Consider the following 16,962-nt stretch of genomic DNA (forward strand, 5'->3'; position numbering starts at 1 on the left):
AAAAAAATCTATCCCCCCATGACATAATGAACTTCTCACAGTATAATAGAATTAAAGACTTGCATTTAGGAGGACTAAAACATGAGTGAAGCAACTTTCGGAACAGCAATCAATTGCATGGACGGGCGTGTACAAGAACCTGTTATGAACTGGTTAAGAGAGAATTTCCAAGTACAATACGTCGACAAAATTAACGAAGCTGGTCCTAATAAAGTGTTATTAGACGGTGATGCTCAAACATTAGCATCCATTAAAAACCGAATCGGCATCTCCCATAACGGACACGGTTCAAAAATCATTGCCATTGCTGGACACCACGATTGCGCTGGTAATCCAATTGATAAGAAAGAAAAAGTTGAACAAATTAAGCAAAGCGTTCAACTCGTTCGCGGCTGGGGCTTTGACATGGAAGTCGTTGGCCTTTATGTAAATGATGATTGGGAAGTTGAACAAGTAACAGACGTAATGCAAAGTTCATTAACTCAATAAAACAAGAAAGCTCCCGAGTGCAAGTGCGCACCCGGGAGTTTTCATTGTTACTTAATATCTCTCATCTGTTTAACAAGTTGATGCCCAAAGACAGCAGCACCAGTTACTAGAATCGCTTGAATAAGTGTTTCTAAAGAAAGGCCCATCATAATAGTTGAAAACACAATACTAATGGATAGCAACGCAAATGGAATAAAACGATTAGGCATGATCGACGATATTTTGATCATTTTACCTAAAATCATCAATACAGGAATTAAAATTAACGCATCTTCCATAATATAGCTAATTAATTCCATAACTCTCACCCCTTTCAATAGAGAGTCGTTAACAATGAAACCCCAATTTGAGTTGCTTGTACCATTTCACAGCTTAACTATGACAAACCTACAACTCTCATTACTACTATGATATGAGTAAATCCCTTAGTTCAGAATTGCTACATTGATTGCTGTATATCATTAATATATGCTTTATTAGATTGCTAGAAACGGCCATTATAATAAAAATAAAAATGTGCTCCAAAAACATAAAAAACAGAGGAACAACTCCTCTGCTTAATCTTTATGTCGATCTCCTATCCAATGCTCGTACAAATAAAATACCTGCAAATGCCGTTAATAGAATTTGTGTTTCTGGGATCTTAAAAACTTCTATAAAAAACGGTCCACCAAGGCCAAACCAGGCAGTCCAATATAATCGCGGAATAAAAGTTAAAATCGTTAACAAGATTGCCGGTACTAGAAGCCAATTTACTTTAATCCGCTTCTCAAAAATAATCCGACCAAGTGCTTTCCATTCAATTAACACGCCAAAAAGAAATACACATAAACTGATCAGTACAAAATGACTAATATTATATTCAGCTCTTTCTAACGCTTGTTGAAAATCAGCGTAAGTAGTCGTGAATATTAACAACAGAACTAACATCCCAACCACGACAGCTATTGAACTTATCCACTTTCTATTCATCCAATCCCTCCATTATTAACGTAGATACAACACGTCACCTTGCCTCGACAAGCCTTTCACTTCGAGGTCTTCTGGTACCTGTGTAAAATAGTAAACTTGATAACCATTATTCAAATTAGAAATGTTAGGTGCTAACTCACCAGCCCGTATTTTATCAACCTCTTGATCTGTCACGATTCCGCTTACGACATATTCATTTTCATCAAGTTTTAAAAAGATTTCCTTCGTAAAATCATCACTTTCTGGATACGCCATTTCATCTTGATCAGCTATATGCCAACCGGTAAACCGCTTCTCATATATGAACACCTCAACATAGTCCTCTTCAATCCCGACACTCAACCCTGATCCTTCTTCAATTCTATAAAACTGCTCATGAGTAACGTTTTCCTTATCAATTAATTCTTGTAGATTTTTAGGAAACGACTCAATCCACATGATCCATCCGTAAATAATAACTAAAACGATGGCAGCAGCAATTTTTTTAAGCAAAGTTGATCAACCTTTCATCCCAACACTTTTTGTCACCATCGACACAAAAATTAATCCTAACAAGCCAGACGCAACCGAAAGAATGATATGTTGTTGAATTTCACCCCATGTAAGAGTGTTAAAAATAACAAAGATTGAACCTGCAACTAAGCCAACCATCGCCGCATAAGTCGACTGTGTATAATGATTGAGTAAATATTGAATTAACCGACTCATGAATAGAACACCTGCGATGACCCCTATACCAATTGAAAAAATGACCGGCCAATGCATTTGAACAAGTGAAGCTGTAGCCAATTCATATACACCCAATATTGTTAGCATTAACGCACCACTAATTCCAGGTAAAACAAGTGCCGTACTCGCTACAAAGCCCGCTACCATTAAAAAGATGACATCATTAGCTGCTAGAGTCGTCAATTCAATTTGATTAAAATCACTAAACAAACTAGCAACAACGACAACTGTAATAAATAAAATCATAACAATGTAATCAATTAGGCGATAATCCCTTTTTGCTTGTTTGACACCCTCTTGCCACAACACTGGAAGAAAACCAACTATAATCCCAACAAAAAAGATCAACGTCGGTGCTCTGAAATGTGTCAACAACAGATGAATCGTAACAATCGATAATGCAAAACCAACTACCATCCCGACTCCAAAAGGAACTAAAAACGGCAAAGCTTCTTTTCGATGTTTCGTTGAAAGTAAACTCAAATTGTAAATTAATCTCTCGTATATTGCTAAAATCATCGCAACCGTACTTCCGCTCACACCTGGAACCGCTTCGGACATCCCAACAGCCATTCCACGCCATATGTATTGGTACATAACGTCTCCTTATTTCTTGGAATTTACTAACAATTTTATAACAAAAAGTTCCACCCCACAATACTATCAACAAAATAACAAACTATTCACAATATTGTTATAAATAACCAGTGTGCTAAACAACAAATCTTATATAATAATATTAGGAGGGATTTTATGAGAGCCTTTTTACTTTTAACGATTTCTTTTTTAACGGTGGTTGGTTGCACTCATAACGACGAAAATGAATCGGCTATAACAGACCCTCACACAACTCCTGAATTAGAACCTGTCGACCAAGAAGATGATATGGTTGTTGTAGAATACCAAAATGACAACATGGAACGTGGTGATAACCCCTATAATTACTTAGGTCGATCACTCATTATTGATCCACTACATGAAGACATCCAAAGAGGTGAAGTGATCTATTATGAACGACCTGATTCATATTACGACTACCTCGAAGAACGGAAAGAAGGCTTTCTTCAACCAATTCCAGAGCATATCGCCAGAGTTATTGCTTTACCAGGAGAAACAATCAAGATTAAAGACGGACAAATTTACATCGATGACAAAGAGCTAGATACATTTTACGGAGATGTTACACAAAACCCGAGGAGCAGCGATGCAGACGGTGAGTTTAACTTAGATGCGGTACAAGTGCCTGAAGATCATGTTTTTGTTTTAGGAGATCTTTTGTGGAGAAGTATTGATAGTAAACAGTACGGCCCAATACAAGTAGACAATATCATTGGAAAAATACAAGGATACCAAAAATAAGAAAACTTTATGTTAACTTTTCACCTTACTTCTCAATCAAAAGTTGCACAACATTCGCTGTTGCCTGAATTAATAGCTGACCTGCTTTTTCGATACATTCATCAAGTGACATCGGCTTATTTGTAATTGAAAACACACCCGTAAAAAGTTCCCGTAACTGACCTTCATCATCGTCAATAGCACCTGAAATTAATACGCAAGGGACGTTATGCTTCTGAGCCAACTTCCCGACATATCCTGGTGCTTTACCATAAAACGTTTGAAAGTCACTTTGACCTTCACCAGTTATAACAAGTTGGCTCGTTTTAATTTCTTCTTCTAGTTGTGCTACATCTCCGACCAACTCGGCTCCTGATGTTAACTTTCCACCAATCGCCATTAAAGCAAAGCCCAATCCACCTGCAGCTCCAGCACCTTTACTATTTTTCAAAGACTTGCCAACTGCTTGTTCTACTACTGTACTATGATGTTCTAATGCTTCATCCAGTTGCTTAACCACCATAGCTGATGCACCTTTTTGCGGTCCAAAAACGTAAGATGCACCATGTTCACCACATAGCGGGTTTTCCACATCTGATGCTACTTTAATGTCACAATGCTTCAACCTTTCATCTAGCGTGGAAAAGTCAACTTTCTCAACGTTAATTATATCTTCTCCGAATGGACCAACTTCTTGACCATTTTGATCATAAAATTTTGCTCCCAACGCTTGAAGCATTCCTAATCCGCCATCATTAGTCGCACTACCTCCTAAGCCGACTAACATTTGACGATAACCTGCATCTACCCCCTTAAGTATCATTTCACCTAACCCATAGGAAGTTGTATAAAGAGGATTTTGTTGATCAGTTGGTACTTGCATTAGCCCACACACATTAGCCACTTCGATCAGTGCTACATTGTTAACACCACTGATACCCATTGGAGCGATCACAAGACCCCCTAACGGCCCGGTAACTTCATAGCTCAAATACTTTCCATTTGTTGCATAAACTAACGCATCAACTGTTCCTTCTCCACCATCAGCCATGGGAATTTTCGTTAACTTAGCTGATGGGGCGGCTAATTGACACCCTTTTTCAATCATATGACTAGCTTCTTTTGCTGTTAAACTCCCTTTAAAAGAATCAGGGCTAATCGTAATTTTCATGTACGACATGCCTCCTATTATGTAAGTAAACTTACAACAACCGGAACTATAATTAACAAACCACCAGAACTAATTAACCCTTTATAAAACAAATGATTAAATTTCCTCTTTGGTTCACCAGGATAAAAACGCGAGTATTGCAACTTACGATCTTCATAAGCTATAACAAGCGCGACAGCACCCGCTAACCCGAGCGTTCCAATTCCTTCTCTAGACAAACCAAAATGAGAGTAAACATAAAGTAAAAACCCTGTTAAAACAGTCCACAACAGCCAACATAATAAACCGTAGACGAGAAATTGAAGAGAAAACTTGATCTTACTTTGACCATGTTCCATAGCATCACCACACAAAGTTAGTTATACCCTTTAGTTCTAGATATAACGATTATTTCCTGCAAAATAAAAAGACTTAAGATTGACTCTTAAGCCTTTAATCGATATGATGTATTTCTTTTGCCGAACTTTGCCCCGGGTACGACTCAGCTACAGCCCCGTGAATTACTTCAATATGATCGCCGACATTTAAATTGTTTATCGTATCTTCATCTATGTCTTTAAGACTGAAATAAATCGCTTGCCCAGCCTTTTCACCAAACTGATCTAGATTTTCATGGTTCGCTTCTTCATCATCTACTTTATTTTCAGTTACAAGTATTTGATTGTCCTCTACTTTAGCAATATACCCTATAAATCCTGGGTGTTCTTCTGAATTTTGTTCTCCAGAAGCACCTCCAGTTCCACAAGCAGATAAAAAGACGACTATTAGAATCACCAATAAACTTTTCATGAAATGACCTCCTCTTTAATTAGACGTCATCCATTAAGAAAAGTGACATTAAAATCCCGCCCAATTGTCAGTTGAAGGCGGATTTAATTTAAGCGTGCGTTTTATTTAGTGAAGTTAATTGTTCAGCAAATACATTTAGCCGGTCTAAGTCAGATATGTCCTCTTCATATAAAGGGACTTTTAATACAGATTGATCCTTGAATTGCTCGTCTATTCTTCTTAAGTAGTTAACTTCAATCTTCCTTCTTTTCTCCAAAAATTGTCCGTCCGCTTCTTTGGGAAGGACTTTGTTTACGATGAGGTTTTTAACATGTAAGTTAAATTGGTTTAATTGTTTAATCGCATGTTTCGTTTCAATTATTGGAAGCCTTTCAGGAATTAACACAAAAACAAAACCTGTTATGTCTTCGTCTAAAATAATATCTCTTGCTTGTGAGAACTTCTCTTTTCGTTGTTGTAAAATATGATAGATTGGGTCATCGACTGGTTCTCCATCATTTAATAGTTGGGTGTAATTGTCGTTAATTTTTTGTCTTTTTTCTAACATGCCATCAATCCATACGTTCATTAACTCGGGTAAAGTTAGAAGTCTAATGGTATGTCCTGTTGGGGCTGTATCGAAAATAATCTTATCAAAATGAGCTTGCTCTTCTATTAATATCGTAATTAACCGATCAAATAAAGCCGCTTCTTCCGCACCAGGAGAGGCAATCGCAAGGTCAATCTGTCTATGAACTTCTTCTACCATTTTAGATTTTACTAATCCTCTTAGATTGCCTTTTACTTGGTTCATATAACGTTTCGTTTCTATTGCTGAATCAATTTCAATTCCCCATAAGTGGTTGGCTAATTGCGTTTTCTCATGTGATAACGACTGATGAAATATGTCACCTAAATTATGAGCCGGGTCTGTTGAAACGACTAACGTGTTAGATCCAGCTTGTGCATTGGCTAAAGCAAGTGCTGCTGATGAAGTTGATTTACCAACGCCACCTTTACCTCCAACGAATATAATCTTCTGTTCTTGTATATTCATCTAACCACTCACTTTACTTAAAAGTTTTTAACAACAGCGAAGGCCATCTAATGGTGAATGTTCCATACCCATTCGTAAATGCCAGTCGTGGAATCTTTCAATAATAAAAGGGTATAATTCTAGCGTGTAATAAAAGGCGGGATTAGGAATGCCAAGCATGTCCGAATAGACAAGCAATAAAAACAGATCGTCTTCATCTCTTAATTCTCTAGCTATTTCAGTCCGATGTGGCGTACTTAACATTTCATCGTATAGCTCAATTACTCGTTTCATTTTTTGCCAGATTTTTTGATCGACCAATGTCCTCACCCTTAAAACTAGTCTAGTTATTCTATTATCCATACAGAAAAGCCGCACACATCGTACGGCTTTTCTAATTTTAGCCTATATCTTTAAACTTATTATTTTTTCGCTCATTCGATATGACCGAGAATGCTGTAAAGACGATCCATATTGCAAAGACAAATATGATTGAGCCAAATGTGAACAGTAACCAATCTGTATTCGACGCCCAAGGTGCCCAGTCAGTAAACACTTGAACGAACATTGCATATAGCGTCATAAACATTAAGAACACCATCGGGATTAAAGCTGGTAACATACTGCTTCCTCTACGTCTTAAGAAAATGGCGAGTAACAGTAAACTAATTCCGGCTAATAACTGGTTGGATGTACCGAATAGTGGCCACAATAGATAACCACCTGATCCGAACCCATTAGGCCCTTGTGGAATTAAAGCTAATGCAGCACTTGAAAACACTGCAATTGCTGTTGCAACATGTTTCTTAGTGATCGTTGGAAGGCTATATTCCACGCCAAGCTCAGAAATAATGTAACGCATAAGTCGTACAGATGAGTCAAGTGTTGTTGCTGCAAAGCTTACGATGATAACAGCAATAATCGTCGGTGCTACAGCTGCTGGAATTCCTAGTCCTGTTGCTAATGCTGCAGCTCCTTGAACGAATACACCTAAACCGCCATCACTAGCTGCGCCAAAGCTACTATATGTAGCTGTAAATGCGTCTGTTGAGCTAAAGAATGTAACAACGGCGATAATCGCAATTAACGCTAATAAACCTTCACCAACAGCACCTAAGTAACCAACAAAACGAACATCGCGCTCATTATTTAACTGCTTACTCGTCGTACCAGATGACACTAATCCGTGGAAACCTGAAATAGCACCGCAAGCAATCGTTATAAACAATATTGGAAACCAAGGAGTATCCGTTGCTGCTGGGTTTGTCATCGGAGCTGTTACTTCAGGAGATGTAATAAATAAACCAGCATATAAAATAACTAAACCAATTACTAACTGGTGTGAATTAATGTAATCTCTCGGCTGTAACAACTTCCAGACTGGTAAAGTTGACGCGAAGTACACATAGATCATTAAAATAATAATCCAAGTAAAGAAAGCTGCTGAAGTTGCATTAAGTCCTATGAAAGTCGTTGCACCTTCACCACCGAAGTAGCGAACTAAATCAATTTGAAGTGGTTCAACATAACTTGCTATAACAGCTGTACCATACATCACAATCAAAACGACCAATGATGGTAACAACATTCTTCCACTGCGCTTATAAACGTGATAACCAATCCAAATAGCTAGTGGAATTTGAATGAACACTGACAATACAGCTGAAGGGTTTGAAATAAATAAGTTCGCAATTACCCATGCAAATACTGCATTAACCATTAATACGAGTAACAAAATAATAAATAGAAATAATATTTTCGCACGTTGTCCAATCAGTTTGTTCGCTAAAGTTCCGACTGATTGTCCTTTGTTACGTACTGACATAAACAACGTACCAGAATCGTGAACACCTGCAGCAAACACTGTACCAAGAACAACCCACACTAATGCAGGTAACCAACCCCAGTATACAGCGATTGCAGGACCTAAAATCGGTGCTGCCCCTGCAATTGACGTAAAATGATGCCCCCATAGCACATATTTGTTCGTCGGGACAAAGTCAACCCCGTCCTTATATTTATGTGCTGGCGTAACATAAGCCGGATCTAACTTGTAAATTTTCTCTGCGATGAACTTTGAATAAAAGCGATAACCTAGGAAGAAGACTAGAAAACCGGCTAAAGCTAACCAAATACCACTCACATCTCATCCCCCCTAATATGTTCACAGTTTTTAAGTATAAACTCGTCCTGCTTAACACTAAATTATTCAGAAATGGGTGGAATTAGGACAACATTTTATATTTTTATAAAAAAACCGCCCCAAGCTTAGCTCGAGGCGGAAATAGTTAATCTACATGGAATCCAATTTTTCCAAAGTTTTTCGAATCACGTAAATACTCAAATGCTTCAAGGTAATCATCCATATTAAACATACGATCTAATTCTGGCTTAATCCCGTGTTTTTCAACAAACTGAAGCATCTCTTTTAACTCTTCAGCACTTCCCATTGTGCTTCCTAATAAGTTGTACTGACCGTAGAAGAATTTACGAATATCAATCTCGACTTCATCTTCAGTCGTAGCACCAAAAGTGACGACTGTTCCGCCACGACGCACAATGTCTAATGATTTGTTAAACGTCGCACGCCCAACACTTTCAATAACAAGGTCAACCGTTTCATCTTTTAACTGTTCATTCCAGTCAGATTCGGTTAAGATACCAACGTCAGCGCCTAACTTTTTCGCAGCTTCAAGCTTCTCTTCATGTCTTGATGTGACAATGACACGAGCGCCGACTGCTTTTGCGAATTTCAACACGAACGTCAGCACACCACTTCCGATTCCAGGAAGCATGACGGTGTCGCCTTTTTTTACTTGTCCCCGTGTAAAGAGTGCGCGATAAGCTGTCAAGCCAGCTAGAGGTAAAACGCCTGCTTCTTCCCATGATAATGTGCTCGGTTTCTTTTCGACATGTTGAGCATCGACAACCATATATTCAGCAAAAGTCCCATCATCAGGAAGACCGACAATTTGAAATCCTTCTGGCGGTGCATCGCTATTCTTCTCCCAGCCAACACCAGGGTTAATCACAACTTCATCACCAACTTGCCACTTGTCAACACCAGCACCGACTTCTTCGATCACCCCTGCCCCATCAGAACCAAGCACTAATGGTGGGTCACCTTCTTGTCGACGTGAAGTAACCGATACATCTCGGCGGTTCATGCCAACTGCTTTTAACCGTACTTTAACTGTTCCCTCTCGCGTTTCAGGATCAGTTACATCTCGATATTCAAGCCCTTCTAACCCAAGTTGTTGTTCATGTACAATAGCCTTCATATTACTCCTCCTTCTTTACCATTTTACTTATGACAACACCGATTAAGACGGTGATCCAAACGAATGCAAATGTGACACCAAGGGTTAACCAGGGATCAAAACCTGTCATATTCGCAAATCTTTCATCTGTATCATGAAATATAGTTATTTCATGGTTTGCAAATAACACGAGTACAACATTAATTATTGCAAATGTTATTGCGATCCCCGTAATTCTAGTAATATTACCTTTAATCGACTTAACACTATGAAGATAGCCAATTATTAATAATATAACAACGATGACGATGAAACTAAACCAAAACCACCCAGACATATTAAGCACTGGAGCGAAATAACCTTCTTGGTTCATCGCATGAAACCATTCTTGATCAGAATCCTCGAGAAATTCTTCCAGGTCAGTGTTTAATAAATGGAACGGCGCTCTTTCACCATCGAAAAACATCTGTTGCATGTAAAGTGTATTTAAGAATCCAACATTTAGTACGATGACAGCAAGCGTAACGGCAATTAATACAAAACTTAACAACACTGAATAGTTAACAGTTGAGTTGATCATCCTGATATCTGTTAAGTGTATCAATGTATACCAGCCACTTACGAGTATAAATGACAGGAATATAGCACTAAACCACTTGCCACCTAATTTTAATCCTGTGAAGAAATATGGCAATCTGCGCTTCTCCCATATAAGTTGCCCGATTAAGAAAATAACACTCGTAATTAAGAACCCTTTCCAAAAAGCTTCACCAGACAAAAAGTAAACCTCTGTACTTCCTGAGCGATAACTATCATCAATCGTATAATAACCAGTTGAAAGTAAAGCTAACACTAACAACGTTAACCCATACCACATACCAAACAGACCAGAGCTGACGATTTGACTTATTAATGTGCTATTTCGACGCCACCTTGTAAACAGTCCTGCGCTAATGACCACAGCTACTATTAACACAACTGCTTGATGAGCAGTACCAACATTAAATGTTTGTGTATAGCTCGTTTCATAGACTTCTCCATCTTCATGGGCTGGTTCATGTGTTTCTTCTGAACTAATAGCGATTGGCACCGCGTTACTAATTAAGAATAATTCACCTAAATTAAGGCTCTTCTCCCATCCACTACTGTGGTCATGAATTCTATACTCTTCATCACCCGACTTCAAGTACATTATATGGTTTTCAAATACTGAATATTGATCTAATGCTTCAACGAAAATATTTTGTTCGCCTCTAGGAGCTATATCATGATCTTGATCAGGTTCTGTATAAGTAAGTTGAATACTAACTAGCATCATGATTACCGTCAGTAAAACAAATGGAATGACCATGACCGCTGTTTCACCAATTTGACTCGCACTCATTTTCCCAAATTTAACTTGTGTGATCACTTCTTTAACAAATTTCCTATTAACAGATTGATAGCTTTCGCCACAAACGTGACAATAATAAGCTCCGTCGTAATGAGACGCACCACAATAATGACATGTTTCTTCTCGATGCTTTTGATAGTTTGGTAACTGACTTAGTTTATGTAAAGGATGACCATCTGCATGACAATATAATGCGTCAGCGGAGTTTTTCGCCCCACATTTCGTACAGTAAATCAAGCTAACTCCTCCTCTTGACGCATGCCACACACATGACAAAAGTTCGCCCCAATCATAAGTGGTGTTTCACAATGTTGACACGGTTCATCTTGGTGGTCTAATTCAACATGTTCTAACTTCTGACCGCAACGTTCACAATACGTATCAGATTTTTCGACCTCATGCCCACACGTACAGTAAATATTTCGTGCTCCACTTAACACTTCAAGCTCATGAAGTCTATGGTCTAGCTTTTGAATTTGTTCGCCAAATTCTTTTAACTCTTCACTATATAATTGCCCCATGCGATATTGGTGGTAGATTGACTCACCTAACTTAGCTAACCACCACGATTTATCAGCTAATATACGCTCTTTCTCTGTCTTATACTCCGTCATAATGTGCCCCCCTATAACTCTATGAACTTACAATAATTGTATCATATTATAGCGCATAAATTTTCCATGTGTCATTATTTTCTGATAATATATAATATAAGATTGTGTTACGAATAAGGAGGAATTGCATGATCCAAATTGACCCAAACCAATTAGACTCGAAGGAAAATTATAAACTACTAAGCGGGTGCGTCATCCCACGCCCAATCGCTTTTGTCACATCAGAAAATGAAGACGGTGTAGTTAATGCCGCTCCGTTTAGCTTTTTTAACATGTTAGGTTCAAACCCACTGTTAATCGCTATTTCTGTTGGACGCGTAGACGGTGAAATTACGAAACATACAGCAAAAAATATTTTAAGTCAAAAAGAATTCGTCGTACATATCGTGGATGTCGACATGCTTGAACAAATGAATCAAACCGCAGCCCCATACAAAGAACACATTAGTGAGGTTGAAAAAGCGAATCTAACGACAATCCCAAGCACTCACATATCTGTTCCAGGTATTAAAGAATGTAAAATCCGTTTAGAATGTGAACTATTTGAACATATGCCACTTGGCGAAAACGGCGAGTATAATAATGATTTAATTTTAGGTAAAGTGATTCAGTACCACATTGACGAAAATGTCTATCAGGATAACTATAAAATTGATGCCGAAAGTTTAAACCCATTGGCTAGACTGGCAGGTCCGAACTACGCGACGTTAAGCGAACCTCTTTTCTTAGAACGTCCGACAGATACGGAGTAGGTGGTTATATGATCCGTGAAGCAAAACGTGAGGATATAGAAGCTTTAGCCCATTTAATGGGAGAGCTTGGTTACCCGACTACCATTGATGAGATGAAACACCGCATGATGAAAATTAATGCCAGTGACGATTATCGAACACTCGTCTACGAAAAAGACAGTAAAGTTGTTGGCATGACAGGATTAATCAGGGGATTCCATTATGAAAACAATAATAATTATATTCGCATCGTCGCACTCGTCGTTGATAGACGTTATCGGGGCAGTGGGATCGGGAAAATTTTGCTTGATGCAGCTGAACAATGGGCCACAGAGCAAGAAGCAAGTAAACTCGTCTTAAATAGTGGTAATCGTGGTGATCGCGAAGACGCCCACCATTTTTACACGAGCCAAGGTTACGAGGCTAAAGCGACAGGGTTTTATAAGAAGCTGAATTAAGGCTATATATTACTTAAAAAGCAGAGCAGACGGCTTAACCGAATGCTCTGCTTTTTTTGTTTTTGATAAAGTGTTCAAAGACGATCACACAAAGCATTAACCAAGTTAGTGAGACGCTATAAGCACCAAGTACATCTGTTGCAAAGTGGGCATCAAGCATAATGCGGCTAACGCCAATTGCAAAAATAACAACTGTTAGTGCAGTAATTATCATGCCTTTTGCAAGACGATGATTAATAAACATACAGACGATGTAAATTAAAAACGCAAAAAACAGAAAGGCTCTTGTCGAGTGTCCACTCGGAAAACTATATGATACAAGCTCCAAGTTTACTCCAAACGCTTCAATATGATGAAGGTCATCTGGTCGTCCTCTTTCAAACGAAAACTTAAATAGTAGATTTAATAATACGCCACCACCCATAACAGCGATGAACAGCATCACATGTTTAAGTGACTTTTGCTTAAACCATAAGATCGCGATCGTCATTAAGGATAACACCGCTAAAAGCTCGGTCGATCCTAAGTTTGAAATCAAGTCCATCGACGACATGAAAGCCGTGTCTTGAAGTGGACTTAACGCATCAGCAATTTGACGATCCAACCACGTTTGTTCTTGGTTCACGACTGAAATGGAAAATGCAATAAAACTTAATAACGATAACAGAGCAACTGCTATGTAAATTGACATTTTATTTTTCATTTTATAATTCTCCTATGACTCTTGTTGATTTTACTTAAAAGATTATTCGTTTAATTTTACCATAAATCTGTCCTTTTTCTTTAAAAATGTAAAAAAACTGCACCTCAAATTAGGTGCAGTTTGGAAATAGGCTTCTTTTAATTGTTAGCAAGTGACTCATATTGATCTCGTAATGAGCGCTTTAACACTTTCCCACTCGGGTTTTTCGGCAATGAATCTGTGAAGTCAATATACTTCGGAACTTTAAACTTTGAAAGCTTTTGTCCACAGAATGACTGAACGTCTTCAGTTGTCAGTTCATATCCTTGTTTAGTGACGATGATTGCTGTCACCGCTTCAATCCAATACTCATCTGGAAGCCCGACAACCGCCACTTCGGACACGCCTTCTAATTCGTAAATCGCTTCTTCTACTTCTCGACTTGAGACATTGACTCCGCCAGTATTAATCATGTCTTTCTTACGGTCAACAATCGTAACATATCCTTCTTCATCCATAATTCCTAAGTCACCACTGTGAAACCAACCATTTTTAAATACTTCTGCGGTTTTCTCAGGGTCATTTAAATATCCTTTCATTGCGTGTGGAGTCCGATGAACGATTTCACCAATTTCACCACGAGCCACCTCATTTCCTTCATCGTCCACAAGTTTCGTTTGCACATTCAGAGTCGGCTTACCGGCTGAACCTAATTTACGAAGCTGGTCCTCTGGCTGTAAGGCGGTCGCAAGCGGTGCGACTTCTGTTTGACCGTAAAAGTTCCAAAACTGAGCATTAGGTAACCGCTCGGACAATTCTTTTAACACTTCACGCGGCATAATAGCCGCACCATAATAACATTTTTCCAACGATGATAGATCACGTTTTTCGAAGTCTGGATGGCGTAATAATGCAATCCAAACTGTTGGAGGACAAAATAGCTGGGTCGCTTTTTCTTTTTCAATCGTTTTTAATATAGATTCAGGAGTAGCATTTGGTAAAATGATGCCGCTTGAACCTAAATAAATGCTTGGCCCTAAAAAGACGTGCAACTGCGCACTATGATACATCGGTAATGCGTGAACAAGCACATCTTGATTCTCCATCTGACCATCAACGATACAACTCATGTATTCACTGACTAAACTTTTATGCGAAAGCATGACACCTTTTGGACGTGACTCGGTTCCACTTGTATATAACACGTGGGCTAAATCGTCATCTTCTAAATCAGCATCTATGAAGTTAGTGGGTTTACCCTTTCTAGCTGATGATAATGTCATCCAGCCTGACAATTCACTTGATAGTTGTTCATCTTCTTTCGTATCCATTACAAACTTAAACTGAGGTGAAATGCGTTCAGCTGATTGTTCTAGAATAAGAGCATATTCCTTCGAAGCAATTAATCCATTTGCTTTAGAGTGTTCTAAAATGTATGAGACATCTTCAACTGAGAGCATATAATTAATCGGGATCATGACAGCGCCGATTCGTGCAAGTGCAAACTTCAGCACAACAAAGTCCAAGCTATTTTTGGACATAACAGTAATCATATCACCTTTTTTCATACCTTTTTCTACAAAAGCATGGGCTGTTTGATTAACCAAATCATCTAGCTCAGCATAATTAAGGCGCTGTCCTTCATAAGCCAAGGCAAACTTCTCCGGCATACGCTCTCTCGTTCTAAGTAATAAGTCACCAAGTGTGTTTCTTCTCGTTCTTTTAAGCATCTGGTTCAAATCATTCATTACATTTGTACTCATTGAAACACTCCTTAACTTTTTTTGATGACATACTAATCTGAAAATTCTAATTATTATTTTACAATAACGAACTTTTTCGTTCAAGTATATAAAAAAAGAACTTGGTTTCCCCAAGTTCTTTTAGATATTGATTAATTTACTTTTTTTCCTTCAATGTAAGTGACTTCGACTTTATTGCGTAAATCAAACGGATCACCGCTCCAGATAACTAAGTCAGCATCTTTTCCTTTTTCAAGTGAACCAACACGATCTTCAATACCTAAATGTTTTGCTCCGTTAATCGTTAAAGCTTTCATCGCTTCTTGATCTGTTAATCCATTTTTAACTCCCATAATGGCACTTGTCATTAAATGCTCGATTGGGACAACTGGATGATCTGTTGTAATCGTAAATGGAACGCCGTGCTTCGCATATGTCGGAAGCGTCTCCCAACCACGGTTTTCAAGCTCGACTTTTGAACGGGCAGTCAATGTCGGACCAACAGCAACACTAACATCATGTTCAGCAATAAACTCAGGAATTAAATGGCCTTCAGTTCCGTGCTCAATCGTCACATCGATCTCAAATTCACGCTTAATACGAAGTACTGTTGCAATATCTTCAGCGCGGTGAGCGTGAACGCGTAGTGGCATTTCACCTTTTAGCACCTTCGTAATATTTTCTAACTCTAACTTATAATCCGCTTCACCTTTTTCACGCTTTTCCATATACACTTGTGCTTCATGAAGCTTTTGGCGTAAAAGTGCCGCTACACCCATACGCGTCGTTGGAAGTTTTCCTTTTCCACCATGGACACGCTTCGGATTTTCACCAGTAGCTGCTTTAAGACCAGACGGCTCACGCACAACCATTTGATCAACGACTGTACCAACCGTTTTAATCACGACCATTTCACCGCCAATGACATTTGCGCTCCCTGGCAATGTCTGAACTGTCGTCACGCCGAACTTACGCGCATCCTCAAGTCCAACATCAAACGGATTCACTCCATCAATCGCACGAATCTGCGCCGTATTCGCATCACTCGTCTCATTAAAATCATGCCCTGAAGGACCCTTACCTTCTTCAAACACACCTAAATGCGTATGCACATCAATTAAGCCAGGCGATACAACTTTTCCTTTGAGGTCAACAACCTCTGCATCACCAGGTGCATCATATGTATCCTTGATATCTTTAATCTTTCCATTTTCAGTGACAATCACTTTGCCTTCAAAATATTGACCTAAACCATCATATCCCGAAGCATTCTTAAAAACTAACATATATTCCCCTCCACTTTTCAATTTTTCTTAACATTCATAATACGGCAAATCTATTAATTTGTAAATTCCTTCGAGGGGCGAAGTATAAATTTTAATAGATTGAGTATAGCGGGGCGGGGATTGGGTATTTGTTCGACAGTTATGGGCGTGTGTCCGACATTAGTGCTGTTTTGTCCGGCAATTATGGGGGCGTGTCCGACATTAATCCCGCTTCGTCCGACACTTTTAATCTAGTATTCGGTAATTATTGTAGTTATTCGGTATTTCTGGCCTTCTATTCGGTATTAATTCTT

Annotated in this window: 20 protein-coding genes; 4 read left to right on the forward strand and 16 right to left on the reverse strand. The window is 38.7% G+C overall.

Annotated elements, in window-relative coordinates:
* Positions 1-81 precede the first annotated feature (81 nt).
* A complete protein-coding gene (locus AHA02nite_RS06740; protein WP_017185383.1) occupies positions 82-489 on the forward strand; it encodes a carbonic anhydrase in 408 nt (135 codons plus the stop codon).
* 47 nt (positions 490-536) lie between these two features.
* On the opposite strand, the gene AHA02nite_RS06745 is transcribed toward AHA02nite_RS06740, so the two are convergent.
* The 4 genes from AHA02nite_RS06745 to AHA02nite_RS06760 all read right to left on the reverse strand — a co-directional run bounded on the left by AHA02nite_RS06745 (position 537) and on the right by AHA02nite_RS06760 (position 2,787).
* Positions 537-788, reverse strand: coding sequence for a phage holin family protein (locus tag AHA02nite_RS06745; protein ID WP_146815655.1), 252 nt, complete (start codon positions 786-788; stop codon positions 537-539).
* Positions 789-1,053: 265 nt separating this feature from the next.
* Positions 1,054-1,461, reverse strand: coding sequence for a hypothetical protein (locus AHA02nite_RS06750; RefSeq protein ID WP_146815657.1), 408 nt, complete (start codon positions 1,459-1,461; stop codon positions 1,054-1,056).
* A 15-nt stretch (positions 1,462-1,476) separates the two neighbouring features.
* Entirely contained in the window at positions 1,477-1,953 is a 477-nt protein-coding gene (locus AHA02nite_RS06755; RefSeq protein ID WP_146815659.1) for a hypothetical protein, read from the reverse strand.
* A gap of 6 nt (positions 1,954-1,959) precedes the next feature.
* Positions 1,960-2,787: a DUF368 domain-containing protein gene (locus tag AHA02nite_RS06760; RefSeq protein ID WP_146815661.1), complete on the reverse strand. Its 828-nt coding sequence runs from the start codon at positions 2,785-2,787 to the stop codon at positions 1,960-1,962.
* 156 nt (positions 2,788-2,943) lie between these two features.
* Here AHA02nite_RS06760 and lepB point away from each other — a divergent pair, with 156 nt between their 5' ends.
* The gene (gene lepB, locus AHA02nite_RS06765) at positions 2,944-3,549 is read left to right on the forward strand and encodes a signal peptidase I (RefSeq protein WP_146815663.1); all 606 of its coding nucleotides are present in this window, start codon (positions 2,944-2,946) and stop codon (positions 3,547-3,549) included.
* Between the two features lie 25 nt (positions 3,550-3,574).
* On the opposite strand, the gene AHA02nite_RS06770 is transcribed toward lepB, so the two are convergent.
* From AHA02nite_RS06770 to AHA02nite_RS06810, 9 genes are all read right to left on the reverse strand, one after another.
* The gene (locus tag AHA02nite_RS06770) at positions 3,575-4,699 is read right to left on the reverse strand and encodes a glycerate kinase (protein WP_146815665.1); all 1,125 of its coding nucleotides are present in this window, start codon (positions 4,697-4,699) and stop codon (positions 3,575-3,577) included.
* Positions 4,700-4,716: 17 nt separating this feature from the next.
* Positions 4,717-5,037, reverse strand: coding sequence for a hypothetical protein (locus AHA02nite_RS06775; protein WP_146815667.1), 321 nt, complete (start codon positions 5,035-5,037; stop codon positions 4,717-4,719).
* 94 nt (positions 5,038-5,131) lie between these two features.
* On the reverse strand, positions 5,132-5,488 hold the full coding sequence (locus tag AHA02nite_RS06780) for a DUF3221 domain-containing protein (RefSeq protein ID WP_146815669.1): 357 nt from the start codon (positions 5,486-5,488) through the stop codon (positions 5,132-5,134).
* A gap of 88 nt (positions 5,489-5,576) precedes the next feature.
* Entirely contained in the window at positions 5,577-6,524 is a 948-nt protein-coding gene (locus AHA02nite_RS06785) for an ArsA family ATPase (protein ID WP_146815671.1), read from the reverse strand.
* A gap of 27 nt (positions 6,525-6,551) precedes the next feature.
* Positions 6,552-6,797: a cory-CC-star protein gene (locus AHA02nite_RS06790; RefSeq protein WP_174758184.1), complete on the reverse strand. Its 246-nt coding sequence runs from the start codon at positions 6,795-6,797 to the stop codon at positions 6,552-6,554.
* A 106-nt stretch (positions 6,798-6,903) separates the two neighbouring features.
* Positions 6,904-8,646, reverse strand: a complete 1,743-nt coding sequence (locus AHA02nite_RS06795) for a carbon starvation CstA family protein (RefSeq protein ID WP_146815673.1) — start codon at positions 8,644-8,646, stop codon at positions 6,904-6,906.
* 145 nt (positions 8,647-8,791) lie between these two features.
* Positions 8,792-9,784, reverse strand: a complete 993-nt coding sequence (locus AHA02nite_RS06800) for a zinc-binding dehydrogenase (protein WP_146815675.1) — start codon at positions 9,782-9,784, stop codon at positions 8,792-8,794.
* Position 9,785: 1 nt separating this feature from the next.
* Complete coding sequence (locus AHA02nite_RS06805; RefSeq protein WP_146815677.1) at positions 9,786-11,393, reverse strand: zinc ribbon domain-containing protein; 1,608 nt, start codon at positions 11,391-11,393, stop codon at positions 9,786-9,788.
* Positions 11,390-11,770 carry a zinc ribbon domain-containing protein gene (locus AHA02nite_RS06810; protein WP_146815679.1) on the reverse strand — a complete coding sequence of 127 codons (381 nt, stop codon included), beginning with the start codon at positions 11,768-11,770 and terminating at the stop codon, positions 11,390-11,392. Before AHA02nite_RS06810 ends, AHA02nite_RS06805 begins: the two co-directional genes overlap by 4 nt.
* A 128-nt stretch (positions 11,771-11,898) precedes the next feature.
* Here AHA02nite_RS06810 and AHA02nite_RS06815 point away from each other — a divergent pair, with 128 nt between their 5' ends.
* Positions 11,899-12,522, forward strand: coding sequence for a flavin reductase family protein (locus AHA02nite_RS06815; protein ID WP_146815681.1), 624 nt, complete (start codon positions 11,899-11,901; stop codon positions 12,520-12,522).
* Between the two features lie 8 nt (positions 12,523-12,530).
* Positions 12,531-12,959 (forward strand): GNAT family N-acetyltransferase, encoded by a 429-nt coding sequence (locus tag AHA02nite_RS06820; RefSeq protein ID WP_146815683.1) that lies wholly within the window; start codon positions 12,531-12,533, stop codon positions 12,957-12,959.
* A 34-nt stretch (positions 12,960-12,993) separates the two neighbouring features.
* Here the strand turns inward: AHA02nite_RS06820 and AHA02nite_RS06825 are convergent, their stop codons facing one another.
* The 3 genes from AHA02nite_RS06825 to AHA02nite_RS06835 form a co-directional block, all read right to left on the reverse strand.
* Positions 12,994-13,662 carry a phosphatase PAP2 family protein gene (locus AHA02nite_RS06825; RefSeq protein ID WP_146815685.1) on the reverse strand — a complete coding sequence of 223 codons (669 nt, stop codon included), beginning with the start codon at positions 13,660-13,662 and terminating at the stop codon, positions 12,994-12,996.
* A gap of 137 nt (positions 13,663-13,799) precedes the next feature.
* Positions 13,800-15,404 carry a fatty acyl-CoA synthetase gene (locus AHA02nite_RS06830; protein WP_174758185.1) on the reverse strand — a complete coding sequence of 535 codons (1,605 nt, stop codon included), beginning with the start codon at positions 15,402-15,404 and terminating at the stop codon, positions 13,800-13,802.
* Positions 15,405-15,535: 131 nt separating this feature from the next.
* Positions 15,536-16,669, reverse strand: a complete 1,134-nt coding sequence (locus AHA02nite_RS06835; RefSeq protein WP_146815687.1) for an amidohydrolase — start codon at positions 16,667-16,669, stop codon at positions 15,536-15,538.
* Between the last annotated feature and the right edge of the window lie 293 nt (positions 16,670-16,962).

This window comes from Alkalibacillus haloalkaliphilus (assembly GCF_007991275.1).
Taxonomy (GTDB): Bacteria; Bacillota; Bacilli; order Bacillales; family Alkalibacillaceae; genus Alkalibacillus; species Alkalibacillus haloalkaliphilus.

Excerpts from the sequence above, each read along its gene's own strand:
- AHA02nite_RS06825 (WP_146815685.1), bottom strand. The coding sequence starts at position 13,662 with ATGAAAAATAAAATGTCAATTTACATAGCAGTTGCTCTGTTATCGTTA.
- AHA02nite_RS06810 (WP_146815679.1), bottom strand. The coding sequence starts at position 11,770 with ATGACGGAGTATAAGACAGAGAAAGAGCGTATATTAGCTGATAAATCG.
- AHA02nite_RS06745 (WP_146815655.1), bottom strand. The coding sequence starts at position 788 with ATGGAATTAATTAGCTATATTATGGAAGATGCGTTAATTTTAATTCCT.
- AHA02nite_RS06750 (WP_146815657.1), bottom strand. The coding sequence starts at position 1,461 with ATGAATAGAAAGTGGATAAGTTCAATAGCTGTCGTGGTTGGGATGTTA.
- AHA02nite_RS06815 (WP_146815681.1), top strand. The coding sequence starts at position 11,899 with ATGATCCAAATTGACCCAAACCAATTAGACTCGAAGGAAAATTATAAA.
- AHA02nite_RS06830 (WP_174758185.1), bottom strand. The coding sequence starts at position 15,404 with ATGAGTACAAATGTAATGAATGATTTGAACCAGATGCTTAAAAGAACG.
- AHA02nite_RS06835 (WP_146815687.1), bottom strand. The coding sequence starts at position 16,669 with ATGTTAGTTTTTAAGAATGCTTCGGGATATGATGGTTTAGGTCAATAT.
- AHA02nite_RS06780 (WP_146815669.1), bottom strand. The coding sequence starts at position 5,488 with ATGAAAAGTTTATTGGTGATTCTAATAGTCGTCTTTTTATCTGCTTGT.
- AHA02nite_RS06775 (WP_146815667.1), bottom strand. The coding sequence starts at position 5,037 with ATGGAACATGGTCAAAGTAAGATCAAGTTTTCTCTTCAATTTCTCGTC.
- AHA02nite_RS06785 (WP_146815671.1), bottom strand. The coding sequence starts at position 6,524 with ATGAATATACAAGAACAGAAGATTATATTCGTTGGAGGTAAAGGTGGC.
- AHA02nite_RS06800 (WP_146815675.1), bottom strand. The coding sequence starts at position 9,784 with ATGAAGGCTATTGTACATGAACAACAACTTGGGTTAGAAGGGCTTGAA.
- AHA02nite_RS06770 (WP_146815665.1), bottom strand. The coding sequence starts at position 4,699 with ATGAAAATTACGATTAGCCCTGATTCTTTTAAAGGGAGTTTAACAGCA.
- AHA02nite_RS06760 (WP_146815661.1), bottom strand. The coding sequence starts at position 2,787 with ATGTACCAATACATATGGCGTGGAATGGCTGTTGGGATGTCCGAAGCG.
- AHA02nite_RS06820 (WP_146815683.1), top strand. The coding sequence starts at position 12,531 with ATGATCCGTGAAGCAAAACGTGAGGATATAGAAGCTTTAGCCCATTTA.
- lepB (WP_146815663.1), top strand. The coding sequence starts at position 2,944 with ATGAGAGCCTTTTTACTTTTAACGATTTCTTTTTTAACGGTGGTTGGT.
- AHA02nite_RS06790 (WP_174758184.1), bottom strand. The coding sequence starts at position 6,797 with ATGAAACGAGTAATTGAGCTATACGATGAAATGTTAAGTACGCCACAT.
- AHA02nite_RS06740 (WP_017185383.1), top strand. The coding sequence starts at position 82 with ATGAGTGAAGCAACTTTCGGAACAGCAATCAATTGCATGGACGGGCGT.